Genomic DNA, 18,836 nt, shown 5'->3' with positions numbered 1-18,836 from the left:
CCGCTGCGGCCACGATTTTAAAAGAAGTAGGTATGGAATGAACAAGATCTTCGGTGCGAACAACGGGTCTGCCACGACACGCCGTCAAATAGCGATCGAACCACTTGAAGACCGGATACTTCTTTCCGTTGATCTTATTCCCTACGCGCCTGACATCGCGGACGAACCAGACGTTGCGATCTATCGCTCGATCGAGGATGACCGGCTGCCCGGTGAATCCATCGAACAGGATGCGGTTGTCGCGGACACGGCGATCGAACTGGTGTTGCTGGACGTATCTGCGGGGTCGCTTGACATGATCAAGCCGGCTCTGGCCGATATCGGCTTTGGTTCTGACCCCTACAAAACCGTCATCGAGGTCAGCTCCGAGGCGGATATCATCGCGGCGTTAAGCAGCGGCGTGCGCTATGACGCGGTGCATTGGTTGACCCACGGGTCCGATGCCGGTCAGGTGGTCGGCGACCGTTTGATGGGCGAGAATGTCGCGGCCGACGATGCCATCGTGATGGCGTTGATCAAGGGCTTGCAGCCCGGCGGCGACCTGATGCTGTATGCGTGCGATCTGGCGCAGGGCATGTTGCCGCAGCGGCTTGCGGCGCTGACGGGTGCCGATGTCGCGGCCTCTGTCAACGCGACGGGCGCGGCGGGTGACTGGGATCTGGAATTCATCAGCGGTGATGTGTCAACCACGGCGCTGATGCTGGGCAACGCCTTGGGAACGCTGGATATTGTGACGGCGGACGCGGCGGCGTTCGTGGTCAGTTTTGACCCCGGTCCGGTTGATACCAACAACAATCCAACCGCCTCGAATATCGACAAATTCTTTGCGTCCTATGCGGTTGCGCTGAAAGAACCTTTGGGCAATTGGGCGCTTGCAACGGGTGGCACGGCGGACACGCTGGTTGCAGCACTGCAGTCTGCGGCACATGCCGGAAACAGCCTTGCGGCTGCCGACAACGTCGCCCGCGCGAACAACATTCTGGACAGCATCAAGGCGGTCACATTCGGGGGGCAATTGTCCTCGGTCGAGGCGACGCTTGTGGCTGGCAAATTGAATATCGGCTTTGTGCTGACGGGAGAGTTTACCGTTCCGGCAGAGCCTGCCTTTGACGCAAGTCTTGCGCTTGCGCTGACGAACTGGTCCGACATGGGCTTTGCCGCGCCGACCGCGCGCAGCGCGTTTGCGACCCCTGCGACGGCCTTCGGGTCATTGAAATTCGCGGCCTCGGTTGCTGCGACGACACTGGGCGCCCTGACAAAGACGACCTCGCAGATGCCGTTGCGCAACGCCGCCGTTCTGGTGGACGCCTCGCAAAGCGCATCACTTGGCCTGTCTTCCGGCCAGGTTCTGGCAGGTCTGAGTGCTGCAACCAGCACGGCATGGCAGGCGCTTGCGTCCTCGTCCGGCCTGACCGGCCCCCTTGCCGATGCAGACCCGATTTCGTGGCTGGCGGGTGGTTTGGAAACCGCTGTTGCCGCACTCGAAAAGGCCGCGTTGAGCGTTGGCCTGGTGGCGTTGGAGCAGACAACCGACGCGATCGAGAACGAAACGAGCATTGCGGCCAGCGATCTGGATAATGTCGGAAACGAGACCGCGCGCCTGCGCGCCAATCGCGCCTTTGTCGCGGCGGCAGAGGGCATCACGAGCACGGCATTCCGGGCCGCGCTTGGCTCTGCGCTGACGGCTGATCTGGTTGCGGGCGCCCCGCTTGGGGGGCTGTCTTTGCTGATCGACCGTGTGGCTGGTCTGGTGCAGAACATCACTGCCAAAATTGATCTGGTTGCCAAAACCTATGGCCTGTCGACGACCCTGCGCGGCACTTGGACGGGTCTGCCTGCGGGGTTGGCCTCGGGGCTGGATGTGGCGACCGGCGATATCACACTGGGCCTGACTGTAAACGCGGCCGGTGTTGCGACGCAAAGCCATCAAACACAACTGACGCTTCAGCGCAGTGCTGCCGGCGGTGGCGCCAGCGCGACTGTCGCGGCGGGCGTCACAAATACCTTTACCTTGCCCGCCACCGCTGAACTGATCTTGCCCGGCCTTTCGGCTACGGTCTGGAATGTGACGCTGGGCGGAACCAGCGTTGCGGTGAACATCGGCACCGGAACACTGGCCGACGCGATTGTTGCCTCGGCGGCGGTGCAGAACCTTGCGGCAACGCTGGGTGCGACCCTGTCTGTGTCGGGCAGCATATTGACGGTGACTGCCAGTGCAACGGATGTCGCAATTCTGGTGCAGCGGGCTGACCTGCAAACCTTTGACACAACCGCATTCCCCGTTGCCGCGACGGCGAACATCGACCAGTTGCGTGTCTATCTGCGGACCGCTGGCGATGCCTCGGGGATGTCTGAGAACGAATGGGTCCAGTCCACGCCACTGACCTTTGGCGACAGCCTTTTGGCCGATGCCTTTGCCCATGACTACTTGATGGGCGGCTTTGGAACCGGCACCCCGGTCTACGCGATTAACGCAGCTCAGCTGTTGGGTAACTCTAACCCGTTCACGGCCCTTCGGATTGCCGGTGCGGGCAACGCCGCGATGAACCTTTGGCTGGACGGGCTGGAAACGCGCCTGTCGACAGAGCATCCCGTGGGCCGTGACGGCATGGCGCTGATGGGTCTGTTGCGCATGGCGCAGGATCTGGTCAAGCCGCAAGAGACCGTTACGAAGGCCCCTGTGGCCCCTGCGACGGATCGGGCCGACGTGGCACAAACCCAGCTTTTGGTGCTGCGCAAGGGCGAGGTTGTCGCCCAAACCGCAGAAACCGGATTTGGCGATCTGCTGGGCGATGCCAACGCGGCACCCGCCAACGGTCTGACACTGGCTGAACGGCAGTCACAAGATCTGGTTACCCTGTCCGATCTGGCGGGGCTGGGGGATACAGACGGAAGCCTGTTCAAGCGATTTGAAAGCCTGTCCGATGCGATCGCCCGTGCCTGGGGCAATCGTGGCATAGATGCCGTTATCAAGAACGACCTTGACGACGCGCTACAGCGCGCCCTTGACGAAGAAACCGGCCTGTCGGCCTTCGGCAGATATGACCTGATCGACGCTGATCCCGCGCATCAGGCGATCACGCTGTCGTTCGAGAACGGTGTCTTGGACATCGACCTGAACGGGATCGTTCTGGACGATACCCTTGGCGCACGTGGCGTCTGGGGCGAGGTGCCGATCCTGTCGGAAGTCGGCGAACGCAAGGTGGACGCGCATCTGGGTGCCCGCCTGAAATTCACCACCACGCTCAGCGACACAGCGGTGACGCAGGGTGCCGCTGCCGTTACGCTGGCCATTGATGTTGTATCGGCTGACAGCAGCCGCATCGCGCTTGCCAATGGCTTGCCGGGCGACCCGATTGTCGATGCCGCCTCGTTGCGGCTGGGCGTGACGCAGACGACCACGCTTGCATCCGGGGTTTGGACAGCGACGAATCTGACCGCCACGCTGGACTTCGATCTTGATTTCCGCGACCCGCGCGGGGTTCTGGGAACCACGGCCGAGGGCGTGCTGGATGGCACCTATACCCTGACCTATTCCGGCATGACCGCGATGCAGGATATGCGCAAGGTGAACACCGGCACCGACGGGCTGTTCGATGCCACAAAGCGCGATGCACTTTACACGCTGGAATTACGCCGCCTTGATACATTGGTCGGTCAGTCGTTTCTGGATGCGCTAAGCGCGTCGCCGGAACTGTCGGCGCTGATCCCGCCGATGGGGGTCAGTATTGTCGATATCATGCGCGATACCTCTGGCATTGATATGACCGACTGGCTGGTGGACGCATTGTCCGCCAAGCTGGACGCGCAGGGGGCGGGCGTCACGTCACTGGCCGCTTTGCTGGCAGAACTGGGGGCTGGCACGGATTATGCCCTGGCCACGGTCAATGCTGGCAACACCGATGCGGGCCTGACCGTTGATCTGACGATCAACGCTGACCTGCCGGAATTCGTGATTGATTTCGCACGGTTAAGCACGCTGGCGCTGTCGGGTGCAGCGTACCGCGTGACGCCAAAGGTGACCTCTGCCGTGCGGGCGCGGATCAAGCACAATACGGTTGCCGACGGCGTGACCGACGGCGAACTTGTGTTCGACACGGTGTTCGAGACGGTTGCGGGCAAGGATATCTTTGGCCTGACCCTGACGGCGAACGACGCCAACAAAACCGATCCGGCCGCAAAGCTGAAGATCGACCTTGGCACGCTGGGGCAGCAGGAAATCCTGACCCCGGTGTTTGACCTGAACATCGGATTCACCACCAAGACCAGAACAGACGGCATCACCCTGATCGGGGGCGCGTCGCCCCTGATCGCGCCGGCCGAAACCGGAGCGGACGCCGCCACATATACCCTGACGCTGCCCATCCAGTATCAGCCGAAAACCGTGGCCGGTGTCACCACAGGGCCGAAATTCACCCCTGTGTTCACCGCCAACGGCTTTGGCCAGACCGGGCTTGACGATCCGCGATTGTTGCTGGTCAACGATGCCGAATGGGAAATGTCGAACCTGCTGTTTTCGGCAGATGACATGTTCATCTCGGATTGGCTGTCGGACGCCTCTGGCAGCACGCAATTCGACCGCTTGTTGCAGGGCACTGTGCCGTCGTCCGATGGCGTCAGCAGCTTTATGGCGGCACCCATTCCGCTGTTGAATGGCAAGTCGTTCTTTGACCTGCTGAACGATCCCGAGACCAGCGTTGCCTATGGCGATCTGGCAAGCGTAATTTCCGCGCATCTTGACAGCCTTGCGACCTACAGCGGCAACATCGACCCGCTGGATACCGCCGATTACACCGGCGACCTTGCCGCGTTTGTTGATGCGCTAGCCCTGAAACTTGACGCCATGGTCGGCGTCACCCGCGTTGGCGGCGCAGAAGACGGCACCACGAAGCCGCTGCTGACGCAGACGGCAGACGGGTCTTCCTCGACGCTGCTGGACCTGTCCACGGATCGCTCTGCCGATGGCAAGCTTTTGGACGAGGTGCGCTACCGCGTGTCGATTGCCGATCTGATCACGTTGACCAAATCGGTGGACGAATTCCACCGGAACGACCTGTTCAACCTGTCGGCCATCGGCATCGACCTGTTCGGCGTCAATATGGACGTCGACGGCTATGCCTTCGGTTTGGAAGCCGATCTGGACATCACAATCGACTTCGGCATGAAGCGGATCGGGGGGCAGTTCGAGCCCTTCGTCGAACTGTCAGAGGTGAACGGCGGCTTCAAGCTGACATCGACCACCTTGGCCGCGCCACGCGATTTCATCGACTTCCGCAATGTGGATTACATCATTGTCGGGGACAAACGTTTCGACAATGTCGCCGACCCGCTGCGGCTGACGTTCGCGCCGCGCTTTGTGTATTCGCCAACCTCGGGTGCGGTGGACTTCTCGGGTGGTGTGCAGGCCGAAATGTCGGGCACCGCAAAATTTGACGTGCTGCTGACCCCGCCTGCGGGTGGCCGTGCCAGCGCCTTGACGGTGGATTTCCTGCCAGCCGATGCCACATCGTTGCAGCGCATCGCCAGCTTTACCGACGGCACAGTCAATGGCGCCACGATCACAGTCGACTTTGGCGGGCGGCTGATCGACGAATTGCCGGGCAGCGCCAGCACCCTTAGCTTTGCGGGCGACGTGAAGGCGGCGGTGGACTCGCTGTCTGCCGCGCTGACCACCGAAACCGGACTGTTCAATGACCTGTTGCAGGTCGAGGTGCCGTTCTCTGGCGGGTTCAGCATTGCCGATGTTCTGACCAATGGCGGAGCCAACGCGCTGGCCGATGTGCTGAAACTTGCGCAGTTGAGCGACCTTCTGGCGGTCAACGACACGCTGAAGGACGGCACGCTTGACGGGGCCTCTGCCGCGCTGGCGGCGGTGTTCAACACAGGCGCGGGCACCGATCCCGAACATCCCGATTACATCACGTTCACCTATGACGTGAAGTCGGGCAACCTGATCCTGATCTACGCGCCGACGATCAAGGTGGATTACACTGCGCGCGCCGCAATGGGCCGCGATCAGCTTGCGGCCCTTCTTGGCCTGACGACCGATGCGCCCGATTTCGATGCGCAGATTGCCGAAGTATTGACCGGCGGCGCCTCTTTGTTCGTGCAGCCACGGTTCAAGATCGCGATTTCGGCAACGGGTGATATTTTGCTGGCTGGTGGCCAGAACGGTCAGATCGCCTTTACGATTGCGGGCCAGACCACCAAAGCGCTGACCGAACTGGACGATACCGACCGCACGATCAGCCTGTCGCGGACCGGCACCTCGACGGTCGATATCGCCCTTGATGGCGAAACGACGGGTCAAGTCGCCAGCTTTGATCTGAATGCCGCCGAAATCTCGTTGCTTGGTGACAAGGGCAGTTTTGTTCTCAGCAGTGGCGCGGATGCGGGTTGGACGTCGCTGGATGTCGCGCTGGGGCAGGTGACGCTGAACAGTCTTCAGGCGGTGATCGACGCTAGCCCTGAAACGATGACCGGCGCGATGGCCAGCCTTGACGCGCTGGAGCGTGCGGCGCGGGTTCTGACAGCCGCCGAAACGGAATTGGCCAATGCCGATACCCGTTTGACGCGCGATACCGGCGATCTGGTGCTACAGGCAAAACAGGCTGCTGCGGCTGCGGCGAAAAACGCGGCGCAAGATGTGTTCAACGCGGCAAAGGCAGATGCCGCAACCGCGCTGGACATTCTGGTGGCCCTGAACGCCAAAGTTGCGGTGCATGCGCTTGCGGCGAGTGCCGCCTATGGTGCGGCCAAGGATATTTCCGGCACATCGGGTGCGCTTGCGACGCTGACACGGCAGGCCGCCGCGCTTGCCGCGCGGATCGGCGCGGCGACGATGATCCTGACACAGGTGACCGCGACCGGCGCGGATAGCGCAACGGTTCTGGCGGCACAGGCGTTCAACGCGCTGCGGACACGGCTTGACGTCGCGCTGACAACCAGCGCGTCGCTGGAGGAGCGGATTGCGATCGCTGCACAGGCGGTCGCCAGCGCCGCCGCGCAGGTCGCATTGCCCGCCTCTGAACCCTTGGCGTCAAAACAGGCCATTCTGGCGTCTTTTGACGCTGCTATTGCGCAGCTGACCATGTTGAACGGGCAGGTTGCACGGCTTCAGACCGAGGCATCCGCCATTGTTTCGGTCGCTGCAGGTTTGACCGCACCGACCGGTCTGACAGCGGGTTTGACCGCGTTGCGCGCATCGGCAGACGCGGTGTCTTTGGTGACAACGGCGGCGACGGCGACCCTGACAGGGCTGCTGTCCTACGCCCAATCCACCCGCACGGCTGTGGACATCAGCATTGACACGATGCGCAGCCTGATGGAGGCAGTCACCCTGTCCGAGGCGGCGCTGTCGGTTGTGCAGAACGCCTATATTACCGCCGGTGACCAGCTGCGTGCGGCGCTTGCGATTGCGGCGGGGAACACGACAACACGCGTGGGTTCCGCAGTAGATACGGTGAATGCGCTGCACCTGACGCTGAGCGCGTTGAGTGTAGAGCTGAGCGCGACAACAGCGCAGGTGACGGCAGCCAGGGCGCAGGTTGCCGTGGCGCAAACGGCATTGGATACGGCTGTTGCGGGCACGGCGATTGCCGCGCCTGATCTGGCTTCGGTCACCGCCCGACTTGACGGCGTCAGCACCGGAATTGCGGCGCTTCAGACGGCGATTGCCGCATTGACGGGATATGCCAATAGCGCCTCGACGCTGTTGGCGGCGGGAACGTTGGACCTGACCGCGCTGGCGGGCCTTGGCGTGACCCTGCGCGCGGATCTGATCGCGAAAGCGGCTGAATTCGATCCGCTGATCGGGGATTTCGTTGCGAATTTCCTGCCGGAACTGGATCTTGCAACGCTTGATTTCAACCTGCAAACGCTGAACAGCGCCGCAACCCTGAACGGCGTCACGCAAACGCTGACGCTGGCGGTCCAAGCAGCCCTTCCGGCATCCGTTGCATCGGGTGCGCAGAAGGTGATCGAGGCCGCGCTCGACTTTACGCCTCCCTCGCTGGCCGAGCTGCGCTATGGCGCGCTGACCGGGCTTGAAAACCTGAACCTGCACGAACTGGCGGCGACGATTTCGGAAAGTTTTGCCGCGATCTTCAACGATGCCTCTGCCGCGACGGGCACATCCATCCTGAACCAGAAACTGCCGCTGATCGGCAAAAGCCTTGGTGAATTGCTGGGCATTGATACCGCGCTGGCACAGATCGCCGCGATCCTTGCTGCAGCCCCCGCAACCGGCGTGGCGCAGATGGACGCGATCCTGAAGGCCGCCTTGCCTGCGAATTCGCCGCTGACGATCCGGCTGGAGGCCCCGGCGGAAATGACAGCGGGCACCCCGAACCGCCTGAGCGTTGTCATCGGCATCAGGGCCCCCTCGACAGGGCTGCCCGTCGACACGATCAACCTGTCGGAATTCGCGGCCTTCCTTGGCCTGCCGACCCCCGAAGTGCCACCGATTGACGGCCTGATGCTGAACATCACGGGGGGCGTGGTCGAACAACCGTCGACCTTACGCCTGACCAATCAGGCGATCGGCACGCTGGAAGAGGGCAGCCGCCTGCGCTTGCTTGACAGTAGCGCTGCAACGGTTGCGACAGGTGTGATCCGCAGTGTGAACTATGTGGACAGCACTGGCGCACCTGCGGCAAGTGCCGGTGCCGGTATCGACATGCTGGCGCAAGTGGTCTGGGATCAGGCATTCGACAAAGCCGATGCTGTACAGATGGTCCATGACACGCTGGATGCCGCGCGTCAGCCGGTTACGGCCCTGGTGCTGGACACCGCTGTTCTCATCGACGCCGCGCTGACCCTTGGCACGGCAAGCGATCCGCTGTTGGGGCTGTTCCGCTTTGATCTGGATATGCGCAGTGCGCAGGTGCAGTGGTCCGGCTTTGCGACAAGCAACCCGGGCGCGCTGGCGGGGAAGGCCTTTTCGGCCACCCGGAATGGCGTTGTCATCGCCCGTGGCACGACCGGGGGTGTCAGCGGCGGGGCCTTGGGATTGATGGTGGAGACCGGCGCGTTGGCCGTCGGCGACAGTATCACCTTCGAGGGCGGCGCACAGCATACGATCAGCGCAGTGGAAACGATTCCGCTGGAACTGGTCGACGAATTCTCGACCCGCATCGCGGCGGATCTTTCGCTGGATCTGGCCGCCGGGAAAGAGTTGTTCAACTTTAAAACCGGGCTGATCGGCGCGGGCGACGTGCAGGTTCAGGTCGGCAACCACGGGACTGTTCCAAAGCAACTGGCGCTTGTCGCGCTGCGGCTGAAACTGGACGATGGCCTGCCCGACAACGAAGGCATCGTGCCCCAGTTCGAGGCGTCGCGGCTTGTTCCGACCACAGGTTTTGCGTTCAAGGCGGATGCGTCTTTGGACATTCGCGCGGTTTCCGCGATCCTGCCGAACGGATCTGTGACGCTGGATACCGCGACGCTTTCCGCCTCGATCAAGAACGGCACGACCGTTGCGCCGACGCTTCGTTTCGACGGCGGCACGCTGATCACGGCGATGCGCGATGCGTTCAATGGGGCCGGTGCGGCGCTGGTCGAGATGGCCGCGGGCTGGACCGACATCACCCGTCTGGGCGACGGTTTCACCAAGGCGGTTGAACTGGTTCTGGGCGATCTGGACACGCAGGACGGCCTTGTCGATATGGTTATCCCCGGCATCGGGCAGTCCGTCGAGGACATGACAGGCATCAAATCCGCGCTGAAGGCGGCCATCGCCGCCCTGACCGACGCGCGGGATCAATCGCTTGATTTCGGCGCGGCGCTGATCCATGACGCGATGACCGACGCCAGCGATCCCTTGCGCTTTGCACCCGATGATCTGGTTGTGTCGATCAAGCCCAAGGCCGTCACGGGGGGGGCTGTTTCGGACGCGCTGATCCTTGATATCAAGGGCACGCGGCTGTTGTCGGACATGCTGGCGCTAGATCTGGATCTGTCCGATCTGAACATCGACGGCCAAAGCCTTGCCGATCTGATCGGTCTGACCGACCTTGGTTTGCTCAGCATCAAGGCGCTGGATGGAACAAAGATCGGCTATGCGCTGGCGCTTGATCTGGACCTGACGCTGGAACTCAGCTGGGATGCTGCCAGTGGCCAGCCGGTGATCAGTTTTGTCGTCGAAGACATCGCAAACGGTGGGTACCGTGCGCTGGACAATGGCGAGGTGGCGACCCCCTTCGAGATCCGTGCACTGGCGGGCATGGCGCCCACAAATATCTCTTTCGCCATCGACGCGGGCAGCCTTGGCAGCTTTGGCGTGGTGGCGCAGAATGCCTCTGTTGCCTTCGGCAATAGCGAGGATGTCGTGCTTGGCACCGGCAGCCTTGCCGCGCAACTGGACGATATCGGCGCGCGCTTTGCGATCACCGTTGATCACACGGCAACATTCGCCACGCAGATCGAGGCGGGCTTTGGCATGGGGCTGTCGCTTGCCCGCGCCTTTGGCAACAGTTTGCAGGCGATCGAGGGCTTCGAGGCCGCACGCATGACCGGCAGCTTTGCAGCAGGCGTTTCGGCGTCAAGTGCGCCGCTGGTCGACATCGCGATGCTGGACGTGCCGGCTGACCTAAACCTGCGCAGCCTTTTGATGCCGCAGCTGGATGATTTTACCTCGTTCACGATGGATGACCTTCTGGCGATGGTGCACAGCGCCCGCGACTGGATGAAGGGCGATACGGCGGCGTCGCTGCTTGCGCAGGAAATCCCCTTTGTCGGTCGTTCGCTGGATGATATCCTGCCGATCACGCCAATTTTCACGGCGATTGACGCTGTTCTGGGCACGATCACCGGACCATTCGAACAAAGCGTCCTGACGGTTGAAAAGCTGGTCAATGACGCCATTGCCTCTGTTGCCGGTTGGGACACGCCGCCGGTCTTTACGCTGGGGTTCTCGACGCTGCCGGGGGATCCCTGGAATGGGTCCGTTCCGTTGCGCGGGTTTGAAATCCGTCTGGATTTCGACAATGCCGTTGTCGCGCGTCAGGCGCTTGCGCTTGATCTGGACGAGGCACTTGGGCTGACCGGAATCCTGAATTCCGAACTGTCCGCCAGCCTTGAGGCGGGCGTCGGCCTGTCGGGGCGCTTTGTTTTTGGCGGCGCATTGTCGGCGGATGCCTCGCAGCGCTCGCTGGGCAGTCTGGCAAACGACACGGCGCTGTTGCGCCCTGTGGTCTATGTTGGTGCGGACAGCGGCCTGACGCTAAGTTTTAGCGCCGTGGCCGAAGAAATCGCCATGAAGCTGGGCGTGGATGTGCCTGCGGTTGGAACGCTTTCCGCCTCTGTCCAGAACGGGCGCATTGCCCTGACCGGCACCAACGGCGCCGAGCAGGCGACATTGACATATGGTCTGGATGGCGGCGGGGTTGCCGGTGGCACCTATTATGTTATCAGCGGTACGTTGAAATCTGCCGACGGGGCCAACGTGACGGATGTTGCCGCAGGCGGCAGCGGTCAGATCACCTATGTCACGCTGGACAGCGATCTTTCGACCGGCTCTTCCGCGCAATTGGTGAACATCAGCGCCTCTGATCGCCTGATGAACGATCCTGCGACCACGACTGCGCAGTGGCTTGATCTGGGACAAGACCGGATCGGTGTTGTTCTGGCGGGCGGCGAGCAGATGCTGCTCAGCGAGACGGGCAATAGCACGACCAAAGTGGCCGTGGGCGATACCCTGCTGCGGGTTGTGGGCGAGGCGCGTTATGACGCGACGATTGGCGCCCGCGCCAACAGCGTTGTCACGCTGGATCTGGACACCGTCAACGCCAGACAATTCGACGGCACAAGCCATGTGCAGCTCAGCTTTACCTACGAGGAAAACGGCATCACGACGCAGATGTCCCTTGCCGCCGCCGTGATCCTGCCCGCCGATCTGGACAGCAGGTCCATCGGTCTGGTTCTGGCGGATAACGTGCTGACCGGCACATGGTCCGGCATCACGGTGACCGGCCTTGCCGCCGGCGCGACTGTGGTCGAAGAGCCGAAGCTGTATGGCGCGGCCGACTTGCCGTTCGTCTATACGCTGACCCTTGGTGCCACGCCGGAGGCAACCGCGTTGCTCGACGCGCTGAGCGGCGTAAGCCAGGCGCAGACCCGCGATCAGTCCACGCTGACCTTCGGCGCGGGGCAGATCCATGGGCGGATTCTGTCTGTTGACCGGGCTGCGGGGACCGTTCAGCTTGTCCTCGACTCGACCGATGTCGATTTGCAGGCGGCGCTGAAGGCAAGAGACATTGCGACGATCAAGACCTCTATCAACGAGGGCCGGATCAGTCAGGGTGTCGCCCCGATCTTTGAACTGGCCGCGATGCAGCCACGGCTTGACGCCTCGCTTTCGGTCGATCTGTCGGCCAACGCGGATTTCATCGGACAAGAGATCGGCCATCTGAATGGATCGGTCGATATCACGTCTTTCGACCAGCTGAATTTGACGGGTTTGATCCGCGATCTACAGTATGCCGCGATTGCCGCCGCGCCGGTCGATCTGGGGATCTTCACGCCCGATCTGGATTTCGCGATCTTCATCGGGGACAAAATCAACCTGCTTCAGAACGCGCTGGGGAACCTTGCCAACCTGACGCCGACACAGTTGTTGGGGTATCTGCGCACAGGGATAGAGGCGCTGACATCGGGTGACGGCCCCGCGGCCAGCCTGCTGACGGCGGATATTCCGTTTGTTAATCAATCGCTTGACGACCTGACGCAAGTCAAGACGGCACTGTCTGCGGTTCTGGATCTTCTGCCCGCCGACAATGGTGACCCGATCGACGTCTGGCTGAACAGCCTTGGTGATATTCCGGGCCTGCCCGCCGATTTCCTTACGATCAGCTATGTCGAGGCGGCCACCAGTGCGGACTGGATTCTGAAAGTCTCTGTCAATTACAGCAAAATCTTCAAGGAAACGCAGACGATTAACGTCTCGTTGGGGGACATCGGCGATTTGGGACCGATTTCCGGCTCGGCGTTGAGTGACGGGATCAGCCTTGGTCTGCGGATCGACGGCACTGCCGATCTTTCGCTGGATCTGGAACTTGTCGGCAGCGGCTTGCGCCCGCAAGAACTGCGTCTGATGGATACCTCCGGTCTGGATCTGGCGTTCGGGTTGCGTCTGTCGCAGACCAGCGCGGCGACGCTGGGGCTTTCCGCTGACGCAACGGCGCTTTTGACCCAATTCGGCGCGGGTTCGTATCTTCCTGAACTCGTCATCAATGGCGGTGCGATCTGGCTGTCCTCGAACCCCGAGGCGCAGTTGCAGACCGTCACGCTGACCCGGTCTGCCACGACGATGTTCGACCAGAACACATTCTCCGTCGGTCAGGTGGTTGTGGCCGGACCCGAGGCATTGCCCTTTGACGCGGCAACAGGTTCGTTCGGCATTGTCACCGGATGGGACTATAAGACGGCAACATTGACGCTGTTGGCACCTTCGGGCGCGACCGCGAATGTGTTTTCCGACACCAAATACATCCACAACGTGGATACGACTGGCGCGATCGGTGCGCTTGGCTATGACATCAAAACCGCCAGTGGCCCCGCCGTGGGCGAAATCCGTGCGGATCTAAGCGCTGGCGCAGGGCTGTACCTTGGCAAGGGCGATCTGATCGGTGGCGTGACTTCTGGCTGGGTCGGGCAGGTCGTATCTGCTGATGATACGGCGCTTTTGGCGACGGTTGTAACAACCGGCGTGCCTGCGGCGGATGAATTGATCGACCGCGTTGTCGAGTTCGCCGATGGCACCCGCGTGTTGCTGGGCGATCTGGCGGCGGCGGCCGGGGCCGGTGCGATCGGCTATGGCATCTCTGCCGTGACCGATACCTCTGGCGTGACCGATGTGCAGACCCGCACCCGCGTCACCTTGACCGGCACGCCGCTGGTCGGTGCGCATCTGATCGACAGTTCGGGTCGTTGGTTCGAAGTCGTGCGTGCGGATACCGGCGGTTTCTGGCTGGAGGCCGTGGGCCACACGGGTCAGCCGGTGAACGGCGACACGCTATATGCACCGGTTCTGGATATTGCCGATGCAGGTGCTCTGATCGAGACCGCGCCGGGGCGGACCGTTTTGCGCGTCGCCGTGTCGAACGCCATCCCCGTGGGCGAATGGTTGCCCGGGCTGGGCATTCTGAACGACGGCACAAACTGGTTCGAAGTGGCCGGGTTCGATCCCGTCGGACGCACCGTTGATCTGCGTGCGCTGGCTGCTGGCGTCACCGGATTGACCGCAACTGGCGGCGGTGGGTTCGCGCTTCGGGTGCAAAGTCTGTCGTCGGTGCTTACGGCTGGCACCGGCATCGTGGCGGTCACCGGGTTGCCCGGCAAGGCTTCGATCTCTGTCGGTCTGGACACCGGATCGGATACCGAAAACTACATCAGTATCGCGCTAAGCGGTGACGGCACGGCCATCACTGCGGCGCAATCTGTCACGCCTTATACCTTCGGTTCGCTGCCTGCGGGCGGAATCGAGGGCAAAACGACGGTGATCCAGGTTGTGCCCGGTGCAGCGCTTAAGGCGGAGTCCGTCCTGCGTGCGGCGATTTTGGGGGCCACGGCGGACAAGCTGATCGTGGGCGTGGGGGCTGTGACCTTCAAGCCGGCGGCGGGCGTGTCCTATTACCTTGCGGGCAGTGGCGCGACCGATGTTGCGGGCGGCACGCTGGGCGATGTTTTGGCAGAGACACTGATCGAAGTTTCAGGTGTGACATCGGTTGCGGGTGACAAGCTTTACCTGAACGACACGACGGGCACAGCCTTCGCGACCGCGAATGTGGACGGTGCCTATGTCCTGACCAATGCAGAGGTCCAGACCCTGCTGGCGGCGCTGTCGACGGCCACCAAGGTGGTGCACCGCCGTCCGCCAGCGGGCGGTGGCGCTGGCGTTGGCGCGACAACAAATATCGCCTTGGGTGCCGCAACCCTCAGCTTCAACATCACCAGCGGCTTGTCCGCATCCGACGCGCTGTTGATCGAGGTCGCGGGGCATGGGGATTACATCGTCGGAACCGGACCGCTGACGCTTGCGTTTGATGACCTGATGGCCGGAACGCCCGCGACCCTGCTTGGGTCCGGTGTCACGCTGACCGCGCTGTCCTTGCTAAGCACCGGCATCACGCCGCTTGCCGCGCCGATGGATGTCGCGGGTATGCAGTCGCTGACGGTTGCATCCGCGCTGAACCTGAACGTCGGGTCCAAGCTGGTCGACACCGTGACCGGCGCGACCGGCACCGTGACGCATATTGTCGAGGGCGCAACCTCGTCCCGTGTGACCGTCGAACTGGACAGCGCACAGAAATTCGCGGTGTCGCCGACGGCCACGACCAAGACACTGGTTGAAAAACGCACCGAATTCTCGGTGACCGCCGACGCGACAGGCTCGCTTGGGTTCTTCCTGCCGGTCGTTGCCTCGCTCGGGTCCGATTCGGCAGTGGCGGTCGTATCGGCGCGTGCGGATTTCAACGGCACGACCTTTACCGCGCCGGACATCAGCATCCCGACGCATCTGGTCGACTTCCTGACCGATGGCTATCAGACCCTTTTGTCCTCCGACGGGATGAAGCGCCTTAACACGCTCAGCTATGCCGATGTGATCGAAGGACTGATTGCGGCCCTTGATGTGATCCTTGGCAAAGACGGCGGCGACGGCCTGATCGACGCGGAAATTCCGCTGATCGGCAAGTCGCTGGATGACATGACTGGTATCGGCAAATTGCGCGATGCCTTTGTCGCGCTGCGCGAGAACAGCGCCGAGGCAATCAGCAGCGTAGAGCAGGCCGTTCGCGATGCGATGATTTCGGTTTTCGGGGCCGAAGCCGATGACAATATCACCGTCGCCTTTGTCACCGACCCGGTCAGTGGCGAGGTCCGCACCACCATCCGTCTGATGGATTACGGCTATACCCGCGATTTCCGCGTGGATGTGGACGATACCGATCTGGCCGACGCGCTTGGCTTCGGCCTTGGCCCGCTTACCTTCGAGGCAGGCGGCACGGCCACGGTCAATGCCTCTGCCGATCTGGTTTTCGATCTGTTGTTCAAGGTCGACACCTCTGCGGTTATCGGTTCCGTGCCCAAGGCACAGGTCTTTGTCAGCCAGGACACCGGCCTTGCGCTGACGGTTCAGGAACTGTCGTTCACGCCCACCGGCACCAGCGAAATCGACCTTGGCTTTGCCAGCGGTTCGGTCGCGTTGCAGGACACGGCGCGGATCGCCATAGATGCGGGAACGATGACGCTGTACAATGTGGCGGGCGATTACACCTCGCTTGTCGGTAAGACATTGGTGCAGCAGGGCGGGGCGGTCTTTACCGTCACAGCCTTCTTGCCCGAGACGGCCACCGGTGGGGATGGCGTGCTGAAGCTGAAGCGGATTTCGGGCGTGCCCGATGTCGGCGGCGCGCTGACGCTGGTCGAGACCACCGAAACCGGCGCGGCCTTTGGCAATGTCATATCGAACGTCGCCGGCACATTCGTGCTGGATATGTGGTTCGATCAGCCGCCATCCAACCTGACGACGACCGCCTTGGTCGGCTGGCCCTCGACAGGGCAGGCCGCCGCGCCCGATACCGGCATGTTGCTGCTGTCCGACGGTTCCAGCCTTGCCGTGGCCGGTTCTGCCGTGCTGGAGGGGGGGCTGCGTCCGGTTTCCGTGACTTCCGCCGGTTCCGGCACCCTGACGCTGACCCTTGACGTGGCAATGACTGCCGACACAAAGCCTGCCGTGGGCGGATTGATCGTTCTGGGCAGCGGTGTGGTGGGGCGTGTATCTGCCGCGTCGGGGACAACCATTGACCTGACCCTGATCGACGGCGCGACGGTTACATCGATCACCGGCACAGCGATTACCGTTTCGGCATCCGGCACGACAAAGGTGATCGACATCGCCGCTGTCGAGGTTGTTCAGGTTCCTGTCGTGGTAGACGCCATCGCGCTGAATCCCGCAAGCGGGCAGGCGAATGTTCAGCTCTCGCAAGTGCTGCATGCGGATGACATGCCGATGCGCGGCACAGAAATCACCATTGCCGGCCTCAAGGCGGTTGTTCTGGGCACGACCAGCACCGCGACCAACACAGTTCTGACGGTCCTGTTCATTGGCGACCTTAAGCCGGTTGCACAAGGCACCGGCGTTCGCGTCAGCCTGCCGCTGACCGCCAATGCAAATGTGGTCGGCCCTGCAACGACGTTCAAATTGACCGATGCGGGTCTTTCAACCGACGGCACGACACTGCAACTGATGTTGGGTGCCGCCACCGCCCCGACGACGGCCTTACAGGCAAAGGCGCATCTGGACAGCCTGCGCGCCCTTCAACCCGGCCAACTTCTGACCACCGGCGGTTCCAGCTTCCGCGTTCTGTCTGTGGATGCGGCGGGCGGTGTTGTCTCTGTCGCCTGGCTGACCGATGCGGCTGTGGCACATGCCGTGGCTTATACCGGCACCGCGCCGACGTTTGGCTTTGTCGATACAAATAACGCGGTTCCAACCACTGTTGTCACCCCGACGGTCACGCAGGTGACTGTGACGGCCGATGGCGTGCTTTACCAGTTTGCCAAGGACCCCGACGGGGTGACGACAGAAAAAGACGCCCTTAGTGCGTTGGACGCGCTCGATTCCGGTGACGTGACCATCAATGGCGTGATTGTCAAATCCGCAGAGATGAAGCTGTCGACGTCCAAGCGCACGCTGTTGATCAAGACGCCAAGTGTTGATCTGGCTGCGGGTGCGACGCATGTGCTGGTCACTGCTGCGTCCCTTGACGCTGCTGACGACATCCTGACCACTGCCGTATCGGAAAACCTGAAATCCGACCCGATCTATGCCGCCCTGCGCGTGCGTGGCCTGTCGGATGATCCGGCGGACTTTATCACCAAGGGCACTGTCACCTTCGCCCCGATCAACACCTCGCCACTTCCGGGGGCTGCGAGCCTTGGAATCTCGACCAGCTTCTCTGGCATCGGGTTCTATGCCAACCTGCCCCTGACGTTCAGCGGGTCTGCGGCGGGCATAGATTTCCCCGAAATCGACCTGCCTGATTTCGGGTTTGATTTCGATCTGCCGTCGCTGAACTTTGGTCTGGGGGGCTTCTCGCTTGCCAACCTTGGTCTTGACCTGCCAAAGGTCGATTTCAACCTGCCCGATCTGGCCCTGCCGACCCTTCCATCGCTGCCAACACTGGCGATCCCGTTCGACATCGGCCTGCCCACGCTGCCCGATCTGCCCAATATCCCGGCCTTCCCAAGCCTGCCGAATTTCGGGTTCACGCTGCCCGATTTCAACACGATCAACCCCTTTGCACTGCCAAGTGCCTCGCTTACCGATATTCTGGAGCTGATCGAGACCGTGTCGGAAGAGATCATCACCTCTGGGCGCGGCGCGAACACCATTCTGACCACCGAAATCCCCCTGCTTGGGTTCTCGCTGGACAGCCAGTTGGGCATCGTCAACCTGTTCCGCACGATCAACCGTGTGGTTGTGGATCTTGATGACAACCTCTTGCTGCTGCAAACGCTGCTGGACGCAGAACTGGCCAAGCTTGGCTTCGAGCCGGGCGAGGGGGCGGATAGCCGCGTGACCGTGGCGCGGATGGATTATGATGCGACCGACACAGAGACCGATCGCAACGATCTGGTGATCGGCATCAACGTGCGCAAAGGCTTTACCACCTTTGTCGATACCACGATTGATCTGATCAGTCTGCTGGGTGACATGGGCACTGTCGGTGCCGAGTTGGACAAGATATTCGACCTGACCGGCAGCTATAAAGGCCTGCTGGGGCTGGAGGCCGGTCTGAAATTCGATCTGGGCGTCGATCTGTCCGATGTTCTGG

Annotated in this window: 1 protein-coding gene (running past one end of the window); it reads left to right on the top strand. The window is 62.0% G+C overall.

The genetic code is table 11. The features are described 5' to 3' along the window. Positions 1-37: 37 nt before the first annotated feature. Positions 38-18,836, top strand: the 5' end (the start) of a protein-coding gene (locus ACEN2R_RS00355; protein WP_442038060.1) for a DUF4347 domain-containing protein. It continues 20,888 nt past the right edge of the window; 18,799 of the gene's 39,687 nt are visible here — the first part of the coding sequence; the start codon lies at positions 38-40; its stop codon lies off the right edge, out of view.

This window comes from Pseudogemmobacter sp. W21_MBD1_M6 (assembly GCF_052119585.1).
In the GTDB taxonomy this organism is placed as follows: domain Bacteria; phylum Pseudomonadota; class Alphaproteobacteria; order Rhodobacterales; family Rhodobacteraceae; genus JBGQOJ01.
The sequence above is the reverse complement of the archived record's forward strand: the minus strand, read 5'-3'. Positions and strand labels throughout refer to the sequence as shown.